This is a genomic window from Atlantibacter sp., assembly GCF_032062175.1.
In the GTDB taxonomy this organism is placed as follows: Bacteria; Pseudomonadota; Gammaproteobacteria; order Enterobacterales; family Enterobacteriaceae; genus Atlantibacter.
This window is the reverse complement of record NZ_DAMBQK010000006.1, coordinates 25,731-50,383: the sequence shown is the minus strand read 5'-3', so window position 1 is coordinate 50,383 and position 24,653 is coordinate 25,731. Positions and strand designations below refer to the sequence as shown.

Here is a 24,653-nt window from a genome sequence, read left to right as displayed (position 1 = left end):
ATTTCCCGCGCTTATAAATGACCACAACACATAACAACGGGTATGCAGTACATTACTAAACGATTTCGCTGGCTTCTGCTCGTTGTCCCGTTACTCAGCGGCTGCGGCACGCTTTCGCAGATGTCATCCCCGGCAGGTACTCAGGAACTGCTGACCCATGAATCGCTGGATGGCGACGTGGATAGCGTGGTACGCCATTATATGGCGCAAAAAGCGGTTTCCGGGATGACGGTGGCGGTGATCCATAACCACGGCGAGCCGCAGTATTACAGCTGGGGCGTCACTGATGAGACCCATCGCTATCCGGTAAAGCCAGATACCCTGTTTGCCCTCGGCTCGCTCAGTAAAGGGGTGACGGCGGAAGTGGTGACGTGCCTGGTGAATGAAGGGCGGCTCAGTTGGGACGACAAACTGGCGACGCTGTTGCCGCCGGGCACGCCGCTCAGCGCGGATGCGCAAAATATTACCCTGCTGGAACTGGTCACCCATACTTCCGGGTTGCCGCGCCAGAATATGGATCTGCCGATGCTGAAAAAATTCATCGGTTATTTAGGCAGTGGCGAAAACTTTTATGGCGAGCTGGATAGCGATGACGTTGTGCGTTATTTAGCGGGCTGGCAGGCACCGCAAAGCAAAGTGCCGGAATATTCCAACCTCGGCTACGCGTTAATCGGCTATATCCTGAAATATAAAACCGGCGACGATATTCAGACGCTGGCGTCGCGCTATATTTTTCAGCCATTAAATATGGCCAACACCAGCTTTACCCCGGAACAATTAAAAGGCTTCCCGCAGCGCGCGCTGGGCCATGCCGGGGATCAGCCGAAATTTATTCGGCGCGGTCAGTTAACCCCGGACTGGCACTTTGATAACAATATGGTGGCAGCGGCGAGCTTATACAGCAATGCTGAAGACCTGATCGCCTATGCCCGCTACCACGTGTCGAAAACCGATAACAGCGTGCTGGATGTGGTCTTCGCCGAAGTCAGCAATATCTATTTCCAGCGCCCTGAAGGATCGCAGGAAATCGCCTGGGCCACCGACTTTATTGGCCGGGAAAAAATTACCTATCAGGTGGGCTATATCGGCGGCTACTCCAGCTTTATCGGCTTCGATAAAGAAAAAGGCAATGCGGTAGTGGTACTGCAAAATGCCTTTAACTGGAGCAACTATATTGGCATGACGCTGTTGCTGGATATGGCGAAAAACGATCGCCAGATCTCCAGCAACCGTTTCGCGAATAATTAAGCTTCTTTACGCCCCAGCCAGCGCTCTTTCAGCAGCGCCCCGGCAATCCCGATATCCAGAATGGGCGACGGCGGCAGGAAATTAGCCTCGCCCAGCGACCGCATATCGGCAATCAGCGGGTTGTCCTGTTTGAGCATCACATCCGCCAGCAGGCTACCCGCCACCGTCTGTTTAGAGACCCCTGCGCCATTGCAGCCGCCTGCGGTACAAACAAACGGATTCAGCGCCCCCCACACCGGCGCGCCGTTGCGCGTGACGCTGATGGTGCCGGACCAGGTATGCTCCAGATTCACCTCGCGCAGCGTCGGGTAAACCTTATTAAACAAGCGGCGGTGCAGTTGAGTGGCGTGCCAGGTTTGCTCCACGCTGACCTGGCCTTTCAGGGCAGGCGTCACGTGCTGGCGGATCAGGAAGCGGCGATCGGCGGTGAAGCGGAACGTCGCCCCCGCGATAGCATTCACTGGCGTCAGCCCCCAGCTTTGCATCGGCGGCAGCGTCGCCAGCTGTTCATCGGTCAACGGCTCGGTGATGCTGGCGAAGGTCGCCATCGACGCCTGGCGAGTCATGCCGGGTAATAGCGCGGAAGAGAGCGCGTTGGTCGCCAGCATCACTTTCGGAGTTTTAATGACACCATGCGGGGTGACAACTTCCGCCACGTTGGTGTAGCGAATGCCCAACACCGGTGTGTTATCGAAACTCTGCACGTTATCCGGCAGGCAGTGGGTCAGCCCGGAAATGAGCTGTGCCGGGTTCACCAGTACGCAGCTCGGGGTATAAATCCCTTTGCTGTAAAACCGGGTGCCGAGTTTTTCATACAGCGCATCGCTTTCTAACGCCTGATACGGCTCCTGCATTAAATCGAGATGGCTGGCGTACTCGTTTAAAATACGATCGTTGCCGCGCTCCACCTGGCAGTGGTATTTCCCGGCATTTTCCCAGTCGCAGGCAATACCGTGATGATCAATCAGACGTTCTAATTGACGAATACCTTCCTGGAGCAGTTTACGATAAGCGTTGGCTTTTTTTAATTCGGCGGTGGAACTGCCGATATTATGCGGCAGGCCGATCACGAAACCGGAATTGCGCGCCGATGAGCTTTCCCGCGCGCTATGGGCATCGACGATGACAATATTCAGGCTGGGGTTAATTTCCGCCAGGCGGCGGGCGAACGCCACCCCTGCGAACCCCGCGCCGACGACAACCCAGTCGGCGGTCATCTCGCCATTTAGCGTAGGATGCGGGGCGAAATGTTGCTCGCCTTCCGGCCAGCCCACCTGGTTGTGATTAAACGGTATTGATGCGTAGCGCACGGCCCTGAGTCCTTTTAGGAAAGAAACCAATTTTATAAAGTAAAGATTGCTATTCACGCCAGTGATAATCTGAGGGTTATTGATTTCAGACAAGTACAATCAGGAGAGGGCATGAGCCTGTCGATTATGTTGCAGGGAACCGCCTCGGACGTTGGGAAAAGTACCCTGGTGGCCGGGCTGTGCCGCATTTTTTCCCAGGAGGGTTATCGCACCGCGCCGTTTAAATCGCAAAATATGGCGCTGAACTCCGGCATCACGCCCGATGGCAAAGAGATGGGTCGTGCTCAGGTGTTCCAGGCTGAAGCCGCGGGGATCGCCCCCGATGTACGCATGAACCCAATCCTGCTGAAGCCTACCAGCGATCGCAAAGCGCAAATTGTGTTAATGGGCAAAGTCGCCAGCGACATGGACGCCGTGAGCTATCACGACTACAAACCGACACTGCGCGAGACGGTGCGCGAGGTCTACCACAGCCTTGCCGCTGAGCATGACGTGATGGTGCTGGAAGGGGCGGGCAGCCCGGCGGAAATCAATCTGCGCGACCGCGATATCGTCAATATGGGTATGGCGGAACTGGCGCAATGCCCGGTGGTGTTGGTGGCGGATATCGACCGGGGCGGGGTGTTTGCCGCTATTTACGGCACCCTGGCGCTGCTTCAGGAACACGAGCGCTGGCGGGTAAAGGGCGTGATCATCAATAAATTTCGCGGCGATGTGGCGCTGCTGACTTCCGGGCTGGAACAAATCGAAGCCCTGACCGGCGTGCCGGTGATTGGCGTGATGCCGTGGCTGGACGTCAGCCTGGAAGATGAAGACGGCGTGGCGCTCCAGCGCGGTAAATATCGTGATGTCACCGAACGCCCGCTGGAGATCGCCGTGATCCAGCTACCGCATATTTCCAACTTTACCGATTTTAATCCGCTGGCGGCCCAGCCCGATGTGCGGGTGCGCTATGTCACCTCTGCCCATCAACTGACTGACGCCGATCTGCTGTTGCTTCCCGGCAGTAAAAATACCCTTGGCGATTTACAGTGGCTGCGGGAAAGCGGGCTGGCAGATGCGCTGCTGGCGCGGCATCGGGCGGGCACGCCGGTCATGGGCATCTGCGGCGGTTACCAGATGCTTGGCAGGACGATTATTGATGAAGTCGAATCGGGGCTTGGCGAGCGTGAAGGGCTGGGCTTGCTGGACGTGGCCACGCAGTTCGCCCCGGAAAAGGTCACTACGTTGGTAAGCGGCGCGATGGCGGATACCTTCAGCGGCGTGTTACAACGGTGCGGTCAACTGCCGGTAACCGGCTATGAGATCCATATGGGCGAAACCACGCGCGGCGAGGGCGTCCAGCCGATGTTAACCTTCAACGATCGCGTTGACGGGGCCGTTAGCCGGGATGGGCTGGTGGCGGGGTGCTATCTGCACGGGCTGTTTGATAACGGCGGCTTTACCCGCGCGCTGCTGGACACCCTGCGCCAGCGTAAAGGGCTGGCACCCTGGGACGGCGACGTGCTGGACTACGCGGCTCATAAAGCCCGGCAGTTCGATTTGCTGGCGCAACAGATGCGTGAACATATTGATATTGCGCGTGTTTACCAGATTATGCGCGAGCACAAGGAGCCTTGCTGATGATCCTGATTACCGGTGGAGCGCGCAGCGGCAAAAGCCGCCACGGCGAGCGGCTCGTGCAGGGGATGGCGGATCGCGTGCTGTATATCGCCACTTCGATGATTTTCGATGACGAGATGGCTGAGCGGATTAAACATCACCAGCTCAGCCGTCCGGCCCACTGGCGCACCGTAGAAGCGTGGCGCGATCTCCCCGCCGTCATCACCCCGGACAACGACCCGCAGGAAGCTATCTTGCTGGAGTGCATCACCACGCTCATCAGCAACCTGCTGTTTGATGTTGTCGGCGATACGCCGGAAGAACGCTGGGATTACGTGGCGATTGAGGCGCATATCGACGCGCAGATTGCACGGTTGCTGGCGGCCTGCGCGGCGTGCCCGTCTCCGGTGGTGTTAGTCACCAATGAAGTGGGCATGGGGATCGTGCCGGAAAACCGTTTAGCGCGTCATTTCCGCGATATTGCCGGGCGCGTCAATCAGCGGCTGGCGGAGCAGGCGGAACAGGTGTGGCTGGTGGTGTCGGGAATTGGCGTGAAGATTAAAGGATAAGGCGATGGGCTTTGGGCCCATCGCCGGGTCTGACTTAGAACGTTTTGCGTAAGCGCAGGCTGAAGTTGTGCGCCTGATAATCTTCACCCGCTTGCAGATCGTAACGCGCATCCAGGCTCAGCGAGTTCACATCATACAGGGTGCTACCAATAGCCACGCCGGCCATATCTTCAACCGGTGCCGCACCTTTAGTGATAAAGCTGGTTTCACCAATGCTGTCTGCGGCGTAGGTCGCGGTATTGCTCATCTGCTTGTTATCGTACTGGTGGATCCAGGACAGTTGAACAAACGGCGTCAGGTTACCCAGACCGGTTTCAAACGTCTTGTCCAGACGCGCGCCGATATCGCTCACCACGGACTGGTTGTGGGACGAATCCACGTCCAGCGCCATGCCGTTGCCGCCGGTTTCCGAATAGCCATCAATATGCTGATAGCTGTAAGAGAGGCCCGCCAGCGGCGTCAGCGTGACGTCTGCGCCCAGCGCGAACGGATAACCAAACTCACCCTGTACCGTCACAGACTGGCCGTTGAACTTGCCGCGCGCGTGGCCGGAGAAGCCGGTGAAATCAACGTGGCGCGAGGTGTCGTAGTTCTGGCGGTTAACCCCTGCGGACAGGTTCATAAACCACGGTGCGCCGGTGTAACTGGCGTAGCCGATCAGGCCGTAGTTATCTGCCGTTGAGGTGTTGCCGTTCAGGTTGTCTTTACCGTGAACCGAGGTGTTGCTGTAGTTCACTGCCGCACCCAGACGCCATGCGTCATTCAGCGCACGGTCGGCACCGATCAGCAGGCCGCCGAATTTCGCGCTGTAGCCGCTGATTTGGTCAGTGCTGTCACGACGCGCATAGCCGCCGAACGGCTGCGCCCACATCAGCCAGTCGCTGTAAGCATCACCGGTAGAGACGCCGCTCATGCCCGCGGTTTGCGGGTTGCGCAGGTTATCCATATGGTTGCCAATCACCGAGTAGGCCGAGGCCGTGGCGGTTTGCGTCGCCTGGCCGGCGCTGATGCTCTGGCCCGGAGACAGGCGCTCGCCCACGCGGTTAGCTTCCTGGGTGTTATCAATCGCCAGCGAGGCGTTGTACAGTTCCAGCAGCTGCGGAGAAATACCGGAATAGCTGCTCAGGCCGCTCAGCGCGGAGGTCGCGTTTTGCGTGGTGGCGTAGCCAGGCTGCGGCTGTGCCGGGGTTTCCGGTTCGGCTGGCGTGACTGGCGTTTGTGGGATAACCGGGACTTCTGGGGTGACGGGTACTTCAGGCGTCACCGGAACTTCAGGCGTCACCGGAACTTCCGGGATAACCGGTACTTCAGGCTCAACCGGCGCGTCTGTCAGGCTGACAACCAGCGCGCTGCGCGAACCGTCGAGCAGGGTTTTACCCGAGACGGCGCCTTCGTAACCCGATACTTTATATTTCAGCTGGTTGGCGTTGTACTGGGTGCCGCTGGCATCCGCATCAATTACCACATAGCGCTGTCCACGCGCAAAGGCATAGCTATTTTCTTTTTGCACCAGGTTAACGCGCGAACCCGCGTCAACAATTGCCGAGCCGGTCACGTTCAGACGGCCATAGCCGCTGTCCTGGCTATCGCCGTTAGCGATGGCGCTGTCGGCTACGCCGATAATCAGCGTGGCATCGCGCTTCTGGTGATAGTTGCCGTTGATGGCGATTGGGTTATTGATCTGAATTTTCGCCGCGTTGTTAAACACGGTGCCGCCGGTGATCACATTGTCGTTCAGCAGAACCGATCCGACATTAAAGTTGATGTCGCCGCCCGCGCTCAGCGTGCCGACGGTATCTTCAATGATTGGTGCTGGACCTATAGCGAATACGCTAAAGATAGGCATCTGGGCTGCGCCAGTGAACTTACCCTGCGTGCCGCTACCGCCAGTGATATTCAGCGGCGCATTACCACGCACATAAATATCACCGATGATCTCGCCTTCGTTGTGAAGATGATTAATGATGCCTGAAGAATCGATGGCAACACGGGCGCTGCTGATCTTGCCATAGTTATTCAGGGCAGAAATCGTTCCGGAGTTAAGGATTGCCGTCGAATCATTGCCATCAAAGTAGTTATAGCTATTGATTGAACCGGTATTATTAAGGGTGTTAATTACCCCTTCATTAATAATTGTACTGTTAGCAACCGGTAATTCTGACGAGATGAAACCAATAGGATTGCTATTCATCGTGCCGTCATTTTGCAGCAGATCGATAACGCCACTATTTTGAAGTGCGATATTGCTGCTGACCCATGCATTCTCAGTGTTGGTGAGTGTGCCTACATTTCCTTTGTTATAGATGGCAGCATTATTAACAACGACAGGGTTGCTCATATTCCAGGAAGCCTGGCTGTTAATCGAACCGCTGTTAATGAGGTTATCGGTCTGGCTGTCCGCACCTAGATAGATACCGCTAAAGGCCGTGGAACTGTTGTTATTCTGTGCGCTAATGTAATTCTTGTTTTCCAGGGTGCCGATATATCCTTCGTTCTGGATACCGTGACCGTTTATGCCATAAATTCTGCCTTGGTTAGTAAACAGATCCACACTACCCTGCGAGCCCACAAGGACCGCTGAACCTGACGACGGTTCGATCCAGCCTTGCTCAGTCACGGTAAAATCAGGGTATGTGGTATTAATCGTGACGTTTCCGTAATACTGCTCGTCAATAATATTTCCCAGGTCGGCGTATGCGGCAGGCGCAAAAAAACCTGGCGCAGTCGTCAATGCCACCAGCATAGCGCCACGCTGGCTAAAATGATTTTTTTTCATAATGTCCGTTGCGATGTCTAATTGTTATCGATAAAAGCAGGTTTAAATAATTCAGGAGTTATCCGATGTTATTTATCGGCAGAATATCGATTTACATGACAAGATCAATCACAATTTCTTAACTGTCCCACCGTGAAATCATGACTTAACTTAAATTTTGAAATGATATTTCACTTAGTCAGGATGCCGCTATGCCGCTGCGTTTGTTAACGCCACGTTATTATTTATTGATAAGCCTGATGTTTTTATTGGCTGGCTGTGTAAACAGCGGCAGCCGTGACCGTGCGGCGTTGCTCGCAAAAAAATCTGGTCTGAACACCAGGGATTTACAAACCACAAGCTTCAAACTGCGATCCTGGCAGCGAATTAGCGACCCTACGCAGCCGGTGCAGGTGTATATCGAAGGCGATGGTTTCGCCTGGGTGAGCCGTTCACGTCCGTCCGATGACCCCACGCCACGCCAGCCCACCGGATTAATGCTGGCGGCGGCGGATACTTCAGCCAACGTACTGTATCTGGCACGACCCTGTCAGTTTATCGGTCCGCCCCTTCCGGCAAACTGTCGCGCGACGTGGTGGACCGATAACCGCTTTTCGCCGCAGGTGGTGCAGGCGATGAACGAGGCGCTAAGCCAGGCGCTGCGCCCCTGGCCGGACGTGCGCATTGAGCTGGTAGGTTACTCCGGCGGGGGCGCTATCGCGGCGCTGATTGCCGCCCGGCGTGATGACGTCATTTCGCTGCGCACCGTGGCGGGCAACCTGGATGTGGCTTACGTTAACGCCGCGCATAACGTCTCTGCGATGCCCGACGCGCTTAGCGCCCTGGACGTGGCGCGGCAATTGGCGAATCTGCCGCAGATCCATTTTACCGGCAGCGATGACACCACCGTCCCGCCTGAGGCGGCGAGGCGTTTTCAGCAGGCGGCAGGGGGGCGTTGCGTACATATTGAAGACGTGAAGGGGATGGCGCACGGTTCAGACTGGGCGGCAGTCTGGCCGTCGCTTTTGCAGCAACAGCCAGACTGCCGTTGATATCAGACGAACATTTTTAATCGCTCCAGCCCGGCGGCGAGGTCGGCTTTTAAATCGTCCATATCTTCCAGGCCGATTTGCAGACGCAGCGCTCTACCGCCGGGCTGCCATGTGGTCACCGTGCGGTATTCCGCGCAGTTAAACGGAATAATCAGGCTCTCGAAACCGCCCCAGGAGTAGCCCATCGCGAAGATCGACATGTTATCCAGCATGTGATCGACGCTGGCTTTGCTGTATTCCGGTTGCAGGATGACTGAGAACAGCCCGGACGAGCCGGTAAAATCGCGCTTCCAGATCTCATGGCCTGGGCAGTCCGGGAATGCCGGATGCAGTACTTTCAGCACTTCCGGGCGGGATTGTAGCCACTGCGCCATCTCCAGCCCGCGTTTTTCCGCCTCTTTCAGCCGCAGATACATCGTGCGCATCCCGCGTAGCGCCAGGAAACAGTCTTCCGCGCCGGGCAGCATCGCCATCAAATCGTAGGTTTTCCGCAGTTCCGGCCACCAGGCCTTGTTAGCGGAGACCATGCCCATCAGCAGATCGGAATGACCGCCGAGGTATTTGGTCCCGGCTTCTACCGATAAATCACAGCCGTGCTCGTGGGCGCGGAAAAATACCGGCGTCGCCCAGGTATTATCGATAATGGTGGCGATACCGTGCGCGTTGGCCTGCGCCGTCATGGCGGGCACGTCCTGGATCTCAAAGCTCTGCGAACCGGGGGACTCCAGGAATAGTGTGGTGGTATTCGGGCGGAACAGCGCCTCAATCCCCGCGCCGATCAGCGGGTCATAATACTCGGTTTCAATGCCCATTTTCGCCAGCAAACCGGCGCAGAACAGGCGTGTGGGTTTGTAAACACAGTCCGGCATCAGCAGGTGATCGCCCGCTTTGAGGGTGGTGAGCAGCGCCAGGGCGATAGCGCCGAGGCCGGAAGGGGAGAGCACGGTGCCTGCCGCGCCCGCCAGCTCGCTCCACGCGTTCTCCAGATTGGCGATGGTGGGCGTACCCATCGTGCCGTAATTAAACTCAGCGCGATTGTTTTCAATATCGCTGACGGTGGGGAAAATCACCGTCGAGCCGCGATACACCGGGCTGTTCACGAAACCTTTTTGCTGCGCCGGGTTTCTGCCAATTTGCGTCATCCGTGTGCCGATACTGAAATTTGAAGGGGATTCTTTACTCATCAGGTACCTCTTTAACCAGCGTTATTCGAAAAACTTAAAGAATGGGGACAGACATAGCAAGATGCCAAAAAAGGTGATGAACCAAACGCCCGGACCTTTAAACTGATGCAGCGTTTTGACTTTATAAACTAAATAACAGGGAATTAAGCAGGAGACTAACCCGAATAATGGACTGCCGAGCTGCATAAAAAACAGAATCGAAAAGCGAGTAGAAATCCACGCCCACAGCCCGAGCACCACGCCAGCGTGAATCGCCAGGTTCAGCGTTTTGTGGTTAATTTTTTCTTCCGGGATAAAGCGGCTGATAATATTCACCACTATCCCTTTAATTGCCTCCTGAAACCCCAGGTAAATGCCGAGGAATGCCGTTAATATCGCAAAGATATTTAATAATGCGCTCATCACTTTCACGACAGAGCCGGGGATGACCTGGGCAGCAATCGCCAGCGCGGAGATATTCTGCTCAAATGCAGAGACGGCCTGGTCATGGCTAATGGCGAAAGTAAACGAGAACGCGAAGAATAAAACCGCCACCGCCAGGATGACATACGCCACCCGATTAGCGCGGATCGCGCGGTACGTGGCGATGCGGCGGTCCGGCTCAACTTTGCGATAAGCGATATTCATCGGGCTGAGGATCTGGACAAACAGAATTGAAAACAGGGTAAACGGCAGCGTTAAAAACACATCGCGCAAAAAGGAACCCAACGGTGGAAACGCGCTGATATTATTGAAATTCCAGTGTGGAACCATCACCAGGCCCAGCGCCACGATAATGCCGAACTTCACGCAGACCATCGGCCCGGAGACCTTAAACAGCAACCGTTCGCCCTGTGACGCGATACTGACCAGCGCCACCAGAATCACCAGCCCGTACCAGACAGAATCCGACAGTAATCCGTCTGTAACTCCAAACGTCTGTATATAGGAGGCGCTATCGAAGGTGACCGCCAGCGAGTAGGAAAACATGCCGTGCAGCAGCATTAAAAAATAGGCGATGCCCAGCCAGAACCCCCAGTTTTTACCTAAATACTGGGTAATAACGTTAGAGTAATCTTCGCAGTTTTCACTTTCCGAGAGGGTTTTTAAATATAAGCTTTGCAATAAATAGATGGCGGGATAAGCAATAATTACCGAGGCGATAAATACCCAGATCCCTTTTATGCCGATTTGCACCGGCATAAAGACAATGCCGGAACCGATCGCCATGCCAATACATAATACGACCCATCCGGCATCATATTTGGTAAAAGGAATCGATTGATGAAGCTTTTCAGAGCGGGGTACGGAGTGAGAAATGTCATTCATAATAGTTTCCTGTCGCAATTTATTAAAATAATGGTGACGCATGACTGCAACGGCGGTGATAGTTATTATTGAGTTCATTCATTTTCTGACTGCAATATCATGGTACGTAACGATTAGCGAAACGGAAAGGCGTCGGCAGTGCTAAGTATCAACAAGACTTGTGCGTAAAACGCAAAAGTTGATGGGTATCGCTGTTTGAGTAACAGCACGATATGCTGTGGAACAGGCATTGCCAGGGCGAGGGAGAGAGATGAGTAAGATTTTTATGCCATTTAAAGCAAAAATTGATAACCATGCGATATTTCGCCAGTTGGAAATCTTTATTAAGGTGGTTGAATGCAACAGTTTCTCCGTCGCCGCGCAAAAACTGAGCCTGACGCCATCCTCTGTGAGCCGTAGTATTTCGCAACTGGAAGAAAGTCTTGGCGTCGTGCTGCTAAAAAGAACCACCCGCACTTTTATCCTCACCGAGCCGGGTAAATATTTGTTGATCCGCGCGCAACGGCTGTTGGGCGATCTTGATGATTCCCTGATTAATACCTCCAGCTTTCATCAGCATCCGCAGGGCCAGCTCAGGATCACCTGTTCCATCGCGTTTGGCGTATCACATCTGATGCGCCTTTACAGCGAGTACCGGGAGTCGTACCCGGATGTACGGCTGTCGGTCGATCTCAACGATCAGAACGTCAATCTCAACGAAGAGAATTTCGATATTGCTTTGCGCATTACCGCACGGCCGCCGAATAATTTCGCCCTGCGGGAAATATGCAAAATCAACTGGGTGTACTGCGGCAGCAAAACCTATTTCGAACGGCGCGGTATCCCGCAATCGCTGGCCGATCTCGAACAGCATGACTGCTTAATTAACCCGAATGTCTCGGATAACTGGTATTACATCGACGAGCATCACCAGCCCAGGGCGTTAAAGGTCAATAACATTATTGAGGTGAACAGCACGCTGGGGCTACTGAATGCTGCATTGCATCATCAGGGGATTGTCAGCCTGCCGACCTATTTGCTGGGTGATTATATTGCCCGTGGCGAACTGGTCCCGGTGCTGCTGGACCATGAAGTCAAAGAGCATGAATACAACCTGTATGCGCTGTACCATCCCGGCTATCACCAGGACCCCAAGATACGGAGCTTCATCGACTTTATGGTGGAAAAGATCACCGCCACGCCGGAGTGGGATCAATGGCTGGAGGCGTAAACTGCGCCAGTAAAATAAAACCCGCCAGGCGGCGGGTCGCACTACAGCTTTTCAATTTGCCGCGAATGCCACGGACCAAGAATAAACACGGTGATCATCGAACCCAGCAGGGCACACAGCATATCGGATTGGGTATCCCACGGATCGCCCTGCGTGCCTAAAAACTCATCTGCGCCCTGGCCGAGGATCAGCGCCACCCACCATTCTATCAACTCATAGAACGCGCTGATTGCCAGCGCAATGCAGCACACCAGGAAACCCAGCATTTTGCGCCCGTTGATAAAGCCGCCGCGAATCAACACTTCCCGCGCCGCCAGCGCCGGGACTAAGCCCTGAAACAGATGTCCGAGTTTGTCGTAGGGGTTGCGGCTGAGATTAAACCATTCCTGGACCTCAAACCCGAGAGGGACTTTGGCATACGAGTACATCCCGCCGACGATCAAAATAATCGCGTGGAAGAAAATCAGTACATAAAGCAGAGGCGTCAGCGGGTAGCGCCGGGCGGTTGCCCACAGCATCGGCACCACGATCAGAACCGGGAGGACTTCCATCATCCAGGTGAGTGTGCTGGCGGTAGCGATGCCAGTGACGATAAGCAATACGGCCAGGAGCAGCACGCCGACGGGTAGATAAACAGGACGGGCAGAGTTCATTAGCGATCCTTCACTCAGGGAAAGGGCATACTATCCGACTGAAAGCGAAGAAAAACAACGCAGAAAATAGCAGGGGAAAAGGCGCGACATTGATGTCGCGCCTGTAACTCAGGGGCGGTTAAGGATCTCAGCGGGAATAGGCTCGCCATGATATTTCTGGTAAATGGCGTTCAATTTTCCATTTTTGAGGTTTGCGGCAATCCATTCGTCGAGTTTTGCTTTCAGCTCTGGCTCGTTCTTTTTCACGCCAATGGCTAAATCAAACACGGTCAGCGTCATTTTCGGTTCAAACGCCAGTTTAGGGTTTTGCTTTTTAATCTGATTAACCAGCGTGGCTGATGTCGCGACGGCGTATGCCTGCCCGCTCACGGCAGCCGTTACCATGGTGGCATCGTCATCGTATCGTTGAATGGTTACGCCATTTTTCGCGGCGTCTTTGGTCAACATCGAATCCTGGGTTGTGCCCCGTGTTACCGTAATGGCATGGCCTTTCAGGTCGGCCCAGTCGCTGATTTTGGTTGCCGCCGGCGCGCCAATTACCGAGCGTAAGCCTGCATAGGCGCGGCTAAAATCAATCACCTCCGCCCGCTGCGGCGTGACAGAAAGGGTTGATATCACGATATCCGCCTTGCCCGTTTGCAGGTTAGGAATACGCGTCGCGCCGGTGGTTTCAATGAACTTCAGTTTCAGCCCCCAGTCTTTAGCCAACAGCTCGGCGGTTTCAACGTCGGAGCCAACCGGTTTCATCGACGCATCCAGCATCCCGGAAGGGGGAATGGAGAGATCGGTTGCAACGCGTATCTCGCCCCGTTTTTGGATCTCCTCTAAAGCATTGGCCGAGGCAGGGAGCGTAACGACGGCGGACAACAGTGTGGCGAGCATTAAGATGTGTTTTGCAGGGCTCATTATTATTCTCCTTCTTGGGGATGTCGTAGGGTTGAGTGACTCACAAATCGTTGGAAATAAATTCCTGTAACGCCGCTGTGGCAGGCGTTTTCAGGATCTCGACCGTGCCGCTTTCATGGACGGTTCCCTGGTGCATAAAAATAATTTTATCGGCGACCTTACGGGCGAAATTCATTTCGTGGGTCACCATAATCATGGTCATGCCGCTTCCCGCCAGGCGCTCAATCACGCGCAGCACTTCGCCGGTGAGTTTGGGATCTAATGCCGATGTCACTTCATCAAACAGCATCACTTTCGGTTTCATCGCCAGCGAACGCGCGATGGCCGCGCGCTGCTGCTGCCCGCCGGAAAGCTGCTCTGGATAGCTGTCGGCTTTATCCGCCAGGCCGACTTGTTCCAGCACCGACAGCGCCAGCCGTCTGGCTTCTGCCTTCGCCATTTTTTTGACCGATACCGGGCCGAGCGTGATGTTTTGCTCAATCGTCAGATGGGGAAACAGGTTGTAACTCTGGAACACAATCCCGACGTCCTGGCGCAGTTTGCGCAGGTCGACGTGAGGATCTTCAACTTTGTGGCCGCAGACCTCAATGCTGCCGCTATTAATGGTTTCCAGCCGATCAATACAGCGCAGCGCCGTACTTTTGCCTGAACCGCTGGCGCCAATCAGTGCCACGACCTGTCCCTGATTCACTGAAAAAGAGACGTCTTTCAGTACCGGGTTATTGCCAAAGCTTTTTTGTACATTTCTCAGGGTAATGATGGACATAGTATTAACCTTCAGCACTTAATTGATTCGTGGGCTAACTGTTTCCAGAGCCTTAGCTTTCTTCTCTGGCGCGCCCCGCTCAAGCCGGCGGCTTAACACGGACACGGGAAAACAGAGGCAAAAATAGATCGTTGCAACAGTGAGATAGATAATGAATGGCTCAAAGATGGAGTTGTTGATCAACTGTCCGGCGCGCGCCAGCTCGACAAACCCCACCACAGACGCCAGCGACGTGTTTTTGATGATCTGAACTGAAAACCCTACCGTAGGCGGCGTAGCAAGTTTGATGGCCTGCGGGAGGATGACTTTAAACATGCGCTGCACACGGGACAGCGCCAGGCACTCAGCCGCTTCCCACTGCGCGCGGGGAACCGCCTGAATACAACCCCGCCAGATCTCACCGAGATAGGCGCTGGCGTAAATCGTCAGCGACACGCCTGCGGCCAGCAGCGGGGAGATCGAATAGCCCAACTGCGGCAATCCGAAATAGACCATAAACATGATAATCAGCAGCGGCGTGCCCTGAATTAACTGCACCCAGGACGCCACCACAACACGGACTATCCGCACCGGCGCAATGCGGCCCAGCGCAATCAGGAAGCCCACCAGGCCGCCGCCGCCGAAGGCCATCAGCGACAGGATTGCGGTCCAGAGGGTGCCTTCCAGCAGAAACTGAATATGCGCGAAGTTAAGGGAAATATTCATCGTCATTACTCCCTAAATCATGGTGCCAAGCCGGCGACGGCGAGGGAAAATGGCCAGGCCAAACAACCAGAACACCAGGCGCATCAACAGCGAGATGGCGATGTAAATGCCCGCCACAATCACAAACGTTTCAAACGGGCGGTAGGTTTCTGACTGAATAAAGTTGGCGGTCGCGGTCAGTTCTTCGGTGGAGATCTGCGAGGTCACCGAGGAGGCCAGCATCAGTAAAATAAACTGGCTGGTCAGCGACGGGTAAACGCGCTCGATCGCGGGCCGGAGCGCCACGTGCCAGTACTGCTGCCATTTGGTTAACCCGAGGGTTTCTGCGGCTTCCCATTGCCCTTTATGCACCGACTCAAATCCGGCACGCATGATTTCTGCGGTATAGGCACCCACGTTAATCGTCAGTGCAATGACCGAGACGGTGAAAGCGGTAAACGAAAATCCCAGGCTGGAAAGGCCAAAGTAAACCAGAAAGATCTGCACCAGAAACGGCGTGTTGCGAATGGATTCGACATAAATTGCCGCGATTCTCGCAAACACTTTGGAGTGAGAGCGTCGGGCCACGGCACAGAGCGTGCCGATAAGAAAACCCGTCACCGTCGTCACGATGGCCAGTTGGGCGGTTAATGTCGCACCGTCCAGTAACAACTGCCATTGTGAAAGTATTGCTGTGAAATCGAGCATCATGACTTTCGCCCCGGTTAATTGTTTTTTGCGGTCTGCTGGCCGGTCAACCGGTCATAGACTTTGAAAAGTGCCTGGTTGCCGTTGGCTCCTTCACCGTATGCCTGCGCATTCTGGTATTGGGTGGCAACCAGGGCCGTGGCAGGGAGGGGGACCGGATGTTTCTGTGCCGCTTCTAAAACCAGACGCAGATCTTTCATCATCAAATCAATGCGAAAACCGGCGGAGTCATCGCCTTCGATCATCGCAGGGCCCAGTTTGTCGAGCATCCACGATGCGGCGGAACCACCCAGCAGCACCTCACGCATTTGCGGCAAATTGATATCCCAGGCGCGAGCCAGCGCTAATGCTTCGCAAATCGCCTGAATATTGATGCCGCAAATCAGCTGGTTACATAGCTTCACGGTTTGCCCGGCACCGGATGCGCCAACGTGATTTAACGTGGTGCCCATGGCGCGCAGATAAGGCGTTGCCTGCTCAAAGCCGTGGGCTTCACCGCCTGCCATGATGGTCAGAGTGCCGTTTTTAGCGCCAATCGGTCCGCCGGAGACCGGCGCATCCAGCATGGTCACGCCCGCAGCCGCCAGCTCCTGGCTCAGCTTGCGTGTGGCTTCCGGCGCGATGGTACTCATATCGACATACAGTTTTCCACGTGGCGGGACAGCTAACAGCCCCTGAGGACCACGCACGATCTCTTCAACCTGCGGGGTGTCCGGCAGCATGGAAATGACGATATCCGCATCGCTGACCGCAGAGGGGATATCATTAACGATTTCAACACCGAACTGGCGCAACGCATCGCCCGCGCCGCTGACAATATCAAACGCGCGCACGGTGTAGCCCGCCTGAGCGAGATTGCGCGCCATCTCGCGCCCCATCACGCCTAAGCCAAGAAAGCCAACGATGCCGGAAGTAGCAGTCTTCATCAGGAGTCTCCTTGCTGATTAGTTATGTTGCTCGAGTTGCGCCAGCTTCTCGACGCGGCGGATGAAGTCGGCATCCTGAACGAAGGTTGCCTGCAAAAAGGCGTCAATCAGATCGCGCGCCAGCCAGGGGCCAACGATCTGCGCACCGATACACAACACATTGACGTCATCGTGCTCCACGGACTGATGGGCTGAATGCACGTCATGCCCCACCGCAGCGCGGATGCCTTTGATTTTGTTGGCGGCAATCACCGCGCCCACGCCGGTACCGCATACCAGAATTCCGCGCAGGCCATGGCTTTCGCGGACTTTGCTACACACCGCGAACGCAATATCGGGAAAATCCACAGGCTCAGGGTCATAACTGCCCACATCGTCAATCTGGTGGCCCGCTTGCGCCAGCCACTGGATGAGTTCCTGCTTAAGGTGAAATCCTGCGTGGTCACTGCCAATTACGATCTGCATCTGCGTTTCCTTATTAAGGGGGTTAGTCAGCAAAAGGTTGAGAACCCACCATGCGAATGGTGGCGCGACGACGGAAATCGGCGCCAATTTCAAAATGGCGGCTCAGTAAGTCATCGGCTTTGTCTTCGTCTCGTTCGACGATGGCGGCAAAAATGGCGCGGTGGTGATCGATGAGGAACGCTTCAATGCCTTCCACCTGAATAATTTGTTCACGTCTGTCGAGGTGGGAGCGCTGCATCAGCACGCCGATCGACTGATAAATATTGATAAGCGTTGGCGAGCCCGATGCGTTGACGATGGTTTCATGAAAACGAAAGTCGGCTCGTCCGCCTAATTCCGGTTCATGGATGGTATCGCTGATGTCGCGCAGGCAGGCGGCCAGACGATCGTAATCACTTTGCGTTGCCCGGCGGCAGGCGAGGCGCACAGCCTGTCGTTCAATGGCGATTCGTGCCTGCATCACGTCATCCACCACATTCGGCTGGTGGGCCAGCACGAAGGTAAAGAATTCACCGAAAACCGACACGTCAGGTTTTGTCACCACCGTGCCGATGCCGTGACGGATCTCGACGGCACCAATCATCGCCAGCGCTCTTAGCGCTTCCCGCAATACCGGGCGGCTGACGCCTAATCTGGCAGAAAGCTCGCGCTCAGGAAGCAAACTGTCGCCCGCGCGCAACGCCCCGCTTAACAACTGCTCGCGTAAAAATTTAACGACGCGGTCATGGCCGCTGCTGCTTTCCGTCTTTTCGCGTTTGATATCCATATGATTTTACCGGTGGTCTTAAGTGGTAATACCAATGGTAGATATGTTAAGAAATTATTAATGTGATGTTGATCGATAATTAATCTGGTGGTTTTGTGAGCGGGATTGCAATTATTGATTTGACTGGCTGGGGGAGGAAGATCTTCAGGATCGTGAGATCAACTTTTTAAGCTGTCGCGAATGCCAGCGGCCAAGAATAAACACCGAGAACATCGCGCCCATCAGGGCGCATAGCATATCGGCCTGGGTATCCCATTCATAACCCTGGGTACCGAGGAAATCATCCGCGTCCTTGCCGAGGATCAGCGCCACCCACCACTCGATCAGTTCATAAAAGGCGCTGATGGCAAGCGTGACGCAGCATACTAAAAAGCCCAACATCTTAGCGCCGAGCCGATAGCCGCCGCGTAGCAAAACTTCCCGCGCCGACAGCGACACCACCAGCCCCTGGAGGACGTGACCGATACGGTCATAGGGGTTGCGATCGACGCCCAGCAAATCCTGAAGATAAAAACCGACGGGAACGCGGGCGTAGGAATACATCCCGCCAACGATAAGAGAAACGCAGCCGATAAAAATGAGTGAATAGAGCAGGGGCGTGAGCGGGTAGCGTTTTGCGGTTATCCAGAGGATCGGCACGATGATAAAAAGCGGCATGACTTCGAGCAGCCAGGTGAGTTTGCGCTCGGTGTGGAAGGCGGTGAAAATCATCAGCAATGCCAGCAGTATGATACCTGCGGTGAGAAAGAGCGGACGGGAGGATTTCATCAGCGTTCCTTTATGATGGTGAAAGTAGGGTTTAGTTGAAAAAGGGGGAAGTGCAAGGTGGGGAATTTGCGAGATATATTCTGGATTCGTAAGATACTGCGCCAGCCCTGGTTTAAACCCCTTGCTGTGAGTTTCGGGTAGCAGTATCGTTCACCCGCACCTGCAAGATCAGGTACCGGGATTGACCTCCTGAAATACTGTTACAGGCGACATGTGACGCGCCAGCGTCGTTTTTATGTCGTGCGCACGGCTACACCTCAATGGCGGGCCGGGCGGGGGCGTCGCGAGACGCGCCGGTTTCCTGTAACGCCGGTAAGGTCAACCCCGCCTGGTTCCGCCACCCGTGAGATTGACCTCTCCAGTGGCGGAAATATCAAACGTTACAGGAGGCTGCCCTTATGGCTGCTATCCCTACCCAGACTCAATATCATCTGAAAAAACCGCGAAAACCCAACGTCGCTACACTGTCGGCTATATGCCTAATCGGGGTGATACCAGCACGCCAGCGCTGCATCTGAGCGGAAAATGGTTAAGAGACGCAGGATTTGATACTGGAATGAATGTCACCGTTAAAATTGCTGACGGTTGCATTGTATTGGTTCCTGATACCAATGAAACGCAGGCGTTGCGTGAAGAGCTAATACTGGCAAAGGCGGCAGTGAAAGAGATGAAGCAGAGGGTATTAAGTTCGCTTTGAAAATATTATTAAAATACAAAGCAAAAACCCGCCTTGTGGGCGGGTTCTTTGAATAGTGGTGCCCGGACTCGGAATCGAACCAAGGACACGGGGATTTTCAATCCCCTGCTCTACCGACTGAGCTATCCGGGCAACGGGGCGCATTAAACCCGATTCACCGTACCGCGTCAACGAAATTTCCGTGTATTCCGTTCAGATGCGCATTATGCCGCCAGGTTGACGACAATCCCATCACTTTACCCACCGAAAAAGTGCATCCACAGGGCTGATATCGGCATGCCGATCACCAGCGCAGGCAGCATATTCACCACCGGGAACATCTTGATACCGCAAATCCGCAGCCCGGTTGCCAGTAGCAGCACGCCGCCGACGGCGGTGAAATCGGCCATCATCGCAGGCGTGGTAAGCGGCAGGATAATCGCCGCGCACCAGGCGAGGGTTAACTGGATCGCCATCAATGGAAATGCGATAAACGCCACTGCCACACCGAGCGTGGTGGCGAAAATCATCGCGGTAAAGAAATCGAGAAACGATTTGGCGATCAGGATGGTCGGGTCGCCAGTCATGCCTTCCTGCATCGCGCCAAACACCCCGGTGCCGCTGGCGCAAAATAGAATCAGGATGGCGACGAAGTTCTGAATAAACGCGTCGTGGCCACCGTTTTTACCGCCTTTGTCCAGCAGCGAACGCGCTTTGCCTGCGGCGGCGTTAATGCCGCGCTCCATATAGCACAGCTCGCCGATAATGGTGCCGAGCAGGGTGGAAAGCACCATCACCGGCAGGTTGGCGCATTTAACGATCAGCAGCACCCCAATGCCGAGGGAAGCCAGACCGAATATCGATGGCATTGTCACCCGCAGCCGCTCCGGTAATTTTGAACCCAGCAGTGCGCCTAATAATCCGCCAATCAGTACGGCGGCACCATTGATAAAAGGACCAGTAACCATGTGTTCTCCCGATGCGTCTTTTTTACCGCCAGACGCGCTAAAAAATCGTATTTTTATTGATGTTACGAATGCGTTTTCATGCGCTTAATGTGCGTTTTAATGCCTTGCGGTTCGTCAAGGTTCCCCCGCTGTGCATGGCATTGCCTGATAGTATCAATAATTTACCTGAATAATCTTTGCCGAGTTATGCAGTTTATCGATTGCGCCTTGCACGGGCCGGGCAAAGCTGCCATGATTGCGCGAATTTTCCGCTTCCCTGACACGAGGCTTGTATGATGAGGTCGTTTTCCACGCCTGTCACTTACAGACTGCGTTCTGCCATGCAGCCGCTTGCCCGTGCTCTCAGTCCGTTATTGCCTACACTCACCATGCGGTGAGGCCAACGCACGCCCACTCCAGGACATCAGTAAGACCAGATACATTCTGTTTTTACTGATGTCAGGCGGTCGGAGCTGTTTCCAGTTTCACCAAAGACGCCATACCGGGATGAACTCCCTGTGCTTGCCTGTTGGCACTTACTCCCTTTAAGGCTTTTGTTGCTTATGAAATCGTTAAAAATTGCAGCCAGTCACGACATTGCCTGTGCGCTCTCCACCCACCGCGAGGTGGTCACGCTGGATAATACTGACTTTACCGATGTCGCCGCCGTGGTGCTGACCGTTGCCGATACCCGCAGCGGCATTCTGGCGTTGTTGAAACGCACCGGATTTAATCTGCCGGTGTTCGTGCTGAGTGAAACCCCGCTGGAGCTGGACGCGATTACCGGCGTGATTGACGGCAAGGCACAGTCGTTTCTCGAACTGGAAGCCGCTGCCACGCGCTATGAAGAAAACCTGCTGCCGCCGTTTTTCGATACTCTTTATCAGTACGTCGAAATGCAAAACAGTACCTTTGCCTGTCCAGGGCATCAGCACGGCGAATTTTTCAAAAAGCATCCGGCAGGGCGTCAGTTTTACGATTTCTTCGGCGAGAACGTGTTCCGCGCCGATATGTGCAACGCCGATGTGAAGCTGGGCGATTTGCTGATCCACGAAGGCTCGGCCAAACACGCGCAGAAGTTTGCCGCTAAGGTGTTTAACGCCGATAAAACCTATTTCGTGCTCAACGGCACCTCCGCCGCCAACAAAGTGGTAACCAACGCGCTGCTGACCCGTGGCGACCTGGTGCTGTTCGACCGCAACAACCATAAATCCAACCATCACGGCGCGTTGATCCAGGCGGGCGCAACGCCGGTGTACCTGGAAGCGGCGCGCAATCCGTTCGGCTTTATTGGCGGGATTGATGAGCACTGCTTCGACGAGGCGTATCTGCGCGAGTTAATCCGCGAAGCCGCGCCGGAGCGTGCCGATGAGCCGCGTCCGTTCCGTCTGGCGGTGATCCAGCTCGGCACCTATGATGGCACCATTTACAACGCCCGCCAGGTGATCGACAAAATCGGCTGTCTGTGCGACTACATCCTGTTTGACTCCGCCTGGGTGGGCTACGAGCAGTTTATCCCGATGATGGCCGACTGCTCGCCGTTGCTGCTGGAGCTGAACGAAAACGATCCGGGGATTTTTGTCACCCAGTCGGTGCACAAACAGCAGGCCGGTTTTTCTCAGACCTCGCAAATCCACAAAAAGGATAACCACGTGCGTGGTCAGGCGCGGTTTTGCCCGCATAAGCGCCTGAATAACGCGTTTATGCTGCATGCTTCCACCAGCCCCTTTTACCCGCTGTTTGCCGCGCTGGACGTTAACGCCAAAATCCATGAGGGCGAGAGTGGCCGCCGCCTGTGGGCCGAGTGCGTGGAACTGGGTATCGAAGCGCGTAAAGCCATTCTCAGCCAGTGTTCGATGATTACACCTTTTGTGCCGCCGAAGGTGGACGGTAAACTCTGGCAGGAGCATCCCACATCGCTTATCGCCAGTGAACGCCGCTTCTTCAGCTTTATCCCCGGCGAACGCTGGCACGGTTTTGACGGCTATGCCGATGAGCAATATTTTGTTGATCCCTGCAAGTTACTGCTCACCACGCCGGGTATCGACGCACAAACCGGCGAATATGCCGCTTTCGGTGTGCCGGCGACCATTCTGGCGAACTACCTGCGTGAAAACGGCCTGGTGCCGGAGAAAGCCGACCTCAACTCGATCCTGTTCCTGCTGACCCCGGCGGAAAGCCCGCAGAAAATGGCTCATCTGGTGGCGCTGCTGGCGCAGTTCGAACGCCACATCGAGCAGGATTCGCCGCTCTCGGACGTGCTACCGACCATCTGGCAAAAATACGCCGTGCGCTATAAAGGCTATACGTTGCGCCAGCTATGCCAGGAGATGCACGACCTGTACGTCAGCTTTAACGTCAAAGACCTGCAAAAAGCGATGTTCCGCAAAGCCGAACTGCCGCAGGTGATGATGAACCCGCAGGACGCCAACCGCGAGTTTATCCGTGGCAACGTCGAGCTGGTGCGCATTAGCGAATCCGCCGGGCGCATCGCGGCGGAGGGTGCATTGCCGTACCCGCCGGGTGTGCTGTGCGTAGTGCCGGGCGAGGTGTGGGGCGGGGCGGTGCAGCGCTACTTCCTGGCGCTGGAAGAGGGCGTGAATTTGCTGCCGGGCTTCTCGCCGGAGCTACAGGGCGTGTACAGTGAAACCGATGCCGACGGGATCAAGCGGCTGTATGGAAACGTGCTGAAAGGCTAAAAAAATGCCGACCCTGTGGTCGGCATTTTTACTTTAAGAAACGCGATCAGGCGCTGTGCGGAACGCTCGCAACGGGCGCTTTCACATGTTTATATTTGAACAGCGCCACGAACGCGAAGGCCAGAACCAGCGAGTAGCCCGCGAAAATCAGCCACACGGTTTGCCAGTCGGTAATGCCGTTCAGGGTGTAATGCTCAACCACTTTGCCGCTCACCACGCCGCCGAGGATACAGCCGAAGCCGTTGGTCATCATCAGGAACATGCCCTGGGCGCTGGCGCGGATAGCCGGTTTCACTTCCTGCTCAACAAACATCGAACCGGAAACGTTGAAGAAGTCGAAGGCGCAGCCGTAGACGATCATCGACAGAACCAGCAGCACGGTGCCCATTGGTGACGGATCGCCGTAGGCGAACAGGCCGAAGCGCAGCATCCAGGCGATGATACTGATCAGCATCACTTTCTTGATGCCGTAACGGCTCAGGAAGAACGGAATAGTCAGGATGAACACGGTCTCGGAAATCTGCGAAATCGACATCAGCACCGAGGCGTGTTGCACGATAAAGCTGCCAGAGAACAGTGGATCCTGATCGAAGCTGTGCAGGAAGGTGTTGCCAAACATATTGGTAATTTGCAGTTCCGCGCCCAGCAGCATGGAGAAGATAAAGAAAATCGCCATACGCTTGTTTTTCAGCAGCGCAAACGCATCGAGGCCCAGCATGGTAGACCAGCTCTGGTTTTTCTGCTGGTTGGATACCGGCACGTGCGGCAGGGTCAGGGTAAACAGCACCAGCACCAGAGACAGCGCCGCGCCGATGTACAGCTGCATATGGCTCAGTTCGAAGCCAGAGAAGCTCACCGCCCACATCGCCAGAATAAAGCCGATAGTGCCCCAGATACGGATAGGCGGGAAGTCGGTGACGATATCGCGCCCGGCCTGCTGCAAACGGTAGTAAGAGATGGTGTTTACCAGACCCAGCGTTGGCATATAGGCCAGCGAGTTAATGAGGATCACCACAAACATCTCGGTTGGCGTGGTGACGTTCGCCGCCATAAACAGCGTCGCGGCACCGACCAGATGACAGAACGCATACACCCATTTGGCGCTGATCCACTTATCCGCCACGATCCCCAGCAGCGTCGGCATAAATACCGCCGCGATCCCGAGTGAGCTATACACTGCGCCGATGGACGCGCCATCGAACTTCAGGGTGACGAACATGTAGGAACCCAGCGTTGTCAGCCAGCTTCCCCACAAGCAGAACTGCAGAAACGAGAGCACTTTCAGCTGCAGCTTATAATTCATGTTATTTTCCTCACACGAGAAACCAAAATTATGTTGAATTAAAAACATTGAAGGTTGTGAATTGTGCGGATTTTAGCACTGCAACCCCTATGCTTTTTGTTATCTACGACATAATTCTGCAAAAAACTCCGCTTTGCAGATGCAAAAT

At 54.9% G+C, this 24,653-nt stretch carries 22 protein-coding genes and 1 tRNA gene; 7 read left to right on the top strand and 16 right to left on the bottom strand.

The window, feature by feature from the left end:
• Positions 1–42 precede the first annotated feature (42 nt).
• Positions 43–1,248 carry a serine hydrolase domain-containing protein gene (locus RT120_RS07965; RefSeq protein ID WP_312981618.1) on the top strand — a complete coding sequence of 402 codons (1,206 nt, stop codon included), beginning with the start codon at positions 43–45 and terminating at the stop codon, positions 1,246–1,248.
• Here RT120_RS07965 and RT120_RS07960 read toward each other — a convergent pair.
• Complete coding sequence (locus RT120_RS07960) at positions 1,245–2,558, bottom strand: FAD-binding oxidoreductase (RefSeq protein ID WP_312981617.1); 1,314 nt, start codon at positions 2,556–2,558, stop codon at positions 1,245–1,247. The genes RT120_RS07965 and RT120_RS07960 overlap by 4 nt on opposite strands.
• Before the next feature lie 111 nt (positions 2,559–2,669).
• Between RT120_RS07960 and RT120_RS07955 the strand changes: the two genes are divergently transcribed.
• Positions 2,670–4,181, top strand: a complete 1,512-nt coding sequence (locus RT120_RS07955; RefSeq protein ID WP_312981616.1) for a cobyric acid synthase — start codon at positions 2,670–2,672, stop codon at positions 4,179–4,181.
• Entirely contained in the window at positions 4,178–4,729 is a 552-nt protein-coding gene (gene cobU, locus RT120_RS07950) for a bifunctional adenosylcobinamide kinase/adenosylcobinamide-phosphate guanylyltransferase (protein ID WP_312981827.1), read from the top strand. The genes RT120_RS07955 and cobU overlap by 4 nt, the downstream gene beginning before the upstream one ends.
• A gap of 34 nt (positions 4,730–4,763) precedes the next feature.
• On the opposite strand, the gene RT120_RS07945 is transcribed toward cobU, so the two are convergent.
• Positions 4,764–7,505: an autotransporter domain-containing protein gene (locus RT120_RS07945; protein WP_312981615.1), complete on the bottom strand. Its 2,742-nt coding sequence runs from the start codon at positions 7,503–7,505 to the stop codon at positions 4,764–4,766.
• Positions 7,506–7,696: 191 nt separating this feature from the next.
• Between RT120_RS07945 and RT120_RS07940 the strand changes: the two genes are divergently transcribed.
• Complete coding sequence (locus RT120_RS07940) at positions 7,697–8,536, top strand: alpha/beta hydrolase (protein WP_312981614.1); 840 nt, start codon at positions 7,697–7,699, stop codon at positions 8,534–8,536.
• 2 nt (positions 8,537–8,538) lie between these two features.
• Here RT120_RS07940 and metC read toward each other — a convergent pair whose 3' ends face one another.
• Both metC and RT120_RS07930 read right to left on the bottom strand, forming a co-directional pair.
• Positions 8,539–9,720 carry a cystathionine beta-lyase gene (metC, locus tag RT120_RS07935; RefSeq protein ID WP_312981612.1) on the bottom strand — a complete coding sequence of 394 codons (1,182 nt, stop codon included), beginning with the start codon at positions 9,718–9,720 and terminating at the stop codon, positions 8,539–8,541.
• Between the two features lie 21 nt (positions 9,721–9,741).
• Positions 9,742–11,028 carry an amino acid permease gene (locus tag RT120_RS07930; RefSeq protein WP_312981611.1) on the bottom strand — a complete coding sequence of 429 codons (1,287 nt, stop codon included), beginning with the start codon at positions 11,026–11,028 and terminating at the stop codon, positions 9,742–9,744.
• A 250-nt stretch (positions 11,029–11,278) separates the two neighbouring features.
• Here RT120_RS07930 and RT120_RS07925 point away from each other — a divergent pair, with 250 nt between their 5' ends.
• Complete coding sequence (locus tag RT120_RS07925; protein ID WP_312981610.1) at positions 11,279–12,238, top strand: LysR family transcriptional regulator; 960 nt, start codon at positions 11,279–11,281, stop codon at positions 12,236–12,238.
• A 41-nt stretch (positions 12,239–12,279) separates the two neighbouring features.
• Here RT120_RS07925 and RT120_RS07920 read toward each other — a convergent pair whose 3' ends face one another.
• The 9 genes from RT120_RS07920 to RT120_RS07880 all read right to left on the bottom strand — a co-directional run bounded on the left by RT120_RS07920 (position 12,280) and on the right by RT120_RS07880 (position 18,880).
• Positions 12,280–12,891 (bottom strand): DUF2238 domain-containing protein, encoded by a 612-nt coding sequence (locus RT120_RS07920; RefSeq protein ID WP_312981609.1) that lies wholly within the window; start codon positions 12,889–12,891, stop codon positions 12,280–12,282.
• A gap of 108 nt (positions 12,892–12,999) precedes the next feature.
• Positions 13,000–13,797 (bottom strand): transporter substrate-binding domain-containing protein, encoded by a 798-nt coding sequence (locus RT120_RS07915; protein ID WP_312981608.1) that lies wholly within the window; start codon positions 13,795–13,797, stop codon positions 13,000–13,002.
• A gap of 40 nt (positions 13,798–13,837) precedes the next feature.
• Positions 13,838–14,563, bottom strand: coding sequence for an amino acid ABC transporter ATP-binding protein (locus RT120_RS07910; RefSeq protein WP_312981606.1), 726 nt, complete (start codon positions 14,561–14,563; stop codon positions 13,838–13,840).
• An 18-nt stretch (positions 14,564–14,581) separates the two neighbouring features.
• Positions 14,582–15,268, bottom strand: coding sequence for an amino acid ABC transporter permease (locus RT120_RS07905; protein ID WP_312981603.1), 687 nt, complete (start codon positions 15,266–15,268; stop codon positions 14,582–14,584).
• 12 nt (positions 15,269–15,280) lie between these two features.
• Entirely contained in the window at positions 15,281–15,958 is a 678-nt protein-coding gene (locus tag RT120_RS07900; RefSeq protein ID WP_312981600.1) for an amino acid ABC transporter permease, read from the bottom strand.
• A 14-nt stretch (positions 15,959–15,972) separates the two neighbouring features.
• The gene (locus RT120_RS07895) at positions 15,973–16,881 is read right to left on the bottom strand and encodes an NAD(P)-dependent oxidoreductase (RefSeq protein WP_312981598.1); all 909 of its coding nucleotides are present in this window, start codon (positions 16,879–16,881) and stop codon (positions 15,973–15,975) included.
• Between the two features lie 18 nt (positions 16,882–16,899).
• Entirely contained in the window at positions 16,900–17,346 is a 447-nt protein-coding gene (rpiB, locus tag RT120_RS07890; protein WP_312981596.1) for a ribose 5-phosphate isomerase B, read from the bottom strand.
• A gap of 22 nt (positions 17,347–17,368) precedes the next feature.
• On the bottom strand, positions 17,369–18,112 hold the full coding sequence (locus RT120_RS07885) for a FadR/GntR family transcriptional regulator (RefSeq protein ID WP_312981594.1): 744 nt from the start codon (positions 18,110–18,112) through the stop codon (positions 17,369–17,371).
• A 144-nt stretch (positions 18,113–18,256) separates the two neighbouring features.
• Positions 18,257–18,880 (bottom strand): DUF2238 domain-containing protein, encoded by a 624-nt coding sequence (locus RT120_RS07880; protein WP_312981591.1) that lies wholly within the window; start codon positions 18,878–18,880, stop codon positions 18,257–18,259.
• 361 nt (positions 18,881–19,241) lie between these two features.
• Here RT120_RS07880 and RT120_RS07875 point away from each other — a divergent pair, with 361 nt between their 5' ends.
• A complete protein-coding gene (locus RT120_RS07875) occupies positions 19,242–19,577 on the top strand; it encodes a SymE family type I addiction module toxin (protein WP_312981588.1) in 336 nt (111 codons plus the stop codon).
• A 56-nt stretch (positions 19,578–19,633) separates the two neighbouring features.
• On the opposite strand, the gene RT120_RS07870 is transcribed toward RT120_RS07875, so the two are convergent.
• A tRNA-Phe gene (locus tag RT120_RS07870) sits at positions 19,634–19,709 on the bottom strand.
• A gap of 104 nt (positions 19,710–19,813) precedes the next feature.
• Positions 19,814–20,524: a DUF554 domain-containing protein gene (locus tag RT120_RS07865; RefSeq protein WP_312981585.1), complete on the bottom strand. Its 711-nt coding sequence runs from the start codon at positions 20,522–20,524 to the stop codon at positions 19,814–19,816.
• A 542-nt stretch (positions 20,525–21,066) separates the two neighbouring features.
• Here RT120_RS07865 and RT120_RS07860 point away from each other — a divergent pair.
• Positions 21,067–23,202, top strand: a complete 2,136-nt coding sequence (locus RT120_RS07860; protein ID WP_312981582.1) for an ornithine decarboxylase — start codon at positions 21,067–21,069, stop codon at positions 23,200–23,202.
• Between the two features lie 46 nt (positions 23,203–23,248).
• Here the strand turns inward: RT120_RS07860 and RT120_RS07855 are convergent, their stop codons facing one another.
• Complete coding sequence (locus tag RT120_RS07855; RefSeq protein WP_312981579.1) at positions 23,249–24,505, bottom strand: nucleoside permease; 1,257 nt, start codon at positions 24,503–24,505, stop codon at positions 23,249–23,251.
• Positions 24,506–24,653: the final 148 nt, after the last annotated feature.

Bases quoted from the DNA above. Each gene is read 5' to 3' on its own strand.
- RT120_RS07965 (WP_312981618.1), top strand. From the start codon at position 43: ATGCAGTACATTACTAAACGATTTCGCTGGCTTCTGCTCGTTGTCCCG.
- RT120_RS07955 (WP_312981616.1), top strand. From the start codon at position 2,670: ATGAGCCTGTCGATTATGTTGCAGGGAACCGCCTCGGACGTTGGGAAA.
- RT120_RS07945 (WP_312981615.1), bottom strand. From the start codon at position 7,505: ATGAAAAAAAATCATTTTAGCCAGCGTGGCGCTATGCTGGTGGCATTG.
- RT120_RS07940 (WP_312981614.1), top strand. From the start codon at position 7,697: ATGCCGCTGCGTTTGTTAACGCCACGTTATTATTTATTGATAAGCCTG.
- metC (WP_312981612.1), bottom strand. From the start codon at position 9,720: ATGAGTAAAGAATCCCCTTCAAATTTCAGTATCGGCACACGGATGACG.
- RT120_RS07930 (WP_312981611.1), bottom strand. From the start codon at position 11,028: ATGAATGACATTTCTCACTCCGTACCCCGCTCTGAAAAGCTTCATCAA.
- RT120_RS07925 (WP_312981610.1), top strand. From the start codon at position 11,279: ATGAGTAAGATTTTTATGCCATTTAAAGCAAAAATTGATAACCATGCG.
- RT120_RS07920 (WP_312981609.1), bottom strand. From the start codon at position 12,891: ATGAACTCTGCCCGTCCTGTTTATCTACCCGTCGGCGTGCTGCTCCTG.
- RT120_RS07915 (WP_312981608.1), bottom strand. From the start codon at position 13,797: ATGAGCCCTGCAAAACACATCTTAATGCTCGCCACACTGTTGTCCGCC.
- RT120_RS07910 (WP_312981606.1), bottom strand. From the start codon at position 14,563: ATGTCCATCATTACCCTGAGAAATGTACAAAAAAGCTTTGGCAATAAC.
- RT120_RS07905 (WP_312981603.1), bottom strand. From the start codon at position 15,268: ATGAATATTTCCCTTAACTTCGCGCATATTCAGTTTCTGCTGGAAGGC.
- RT120_RS07900 (WP_312981600.1), bottom strand. From the start codon at position 15,958: ATGATGCTCGATTTCACAGCAATACTTTCACAATGGCAGTTGTTACTG.
- RT120_RS07895 (WP_312981598.1), bottom strand. From the start codon at position 16,881: ATGAAGACTGCTACTTCCGGCATCGTTGGCTTTCTTGGCTTAGGCGTG.
- rpiB (WP_312981596.1), bottom strand. From the start codon at position 17,346: ATGCAGATCGTAATTGGCAGTGACCACGCAGGATTTCACCTTAAGCAG.
- RT120_RS07885 (WP_312981594.1), bottom strand. From the start codon at position 18,112: ATGGATATCAAACGCGAAAAGACGGAAAGCAGCAGCGGCCATGACCGC.
- RT120_RS07880 (WP_312981591.1), bottom strand. From the start codon at position 18,880: ATGAAATCCTCCCGTCCGCTCTTTCTCACCGCAGGTATCATACTGCTG.
- RT120_RS07865 (WP_312981585.1), bottom strand. From the start codon at position 20,524: ATGGTTACTGGTCCTTTTATCAATGGTGCCGCCGTACTGATTGGCGGA.
- RT120_RS07860 (WP_312981582.1), top strand. From the start codon at position 21,067: ATGAAATCGTTAAAAATTGCAGCCAGTCACGACATTGCCTGTGCGCTC.
- RT120_RS07855 (WP_312981579.1), bottom strand. From the start codon at position 24,505: ATGAATTATAAGCTGCAGCTGAAAGTGCTCTCGTTTCTGCAGTTCTGC.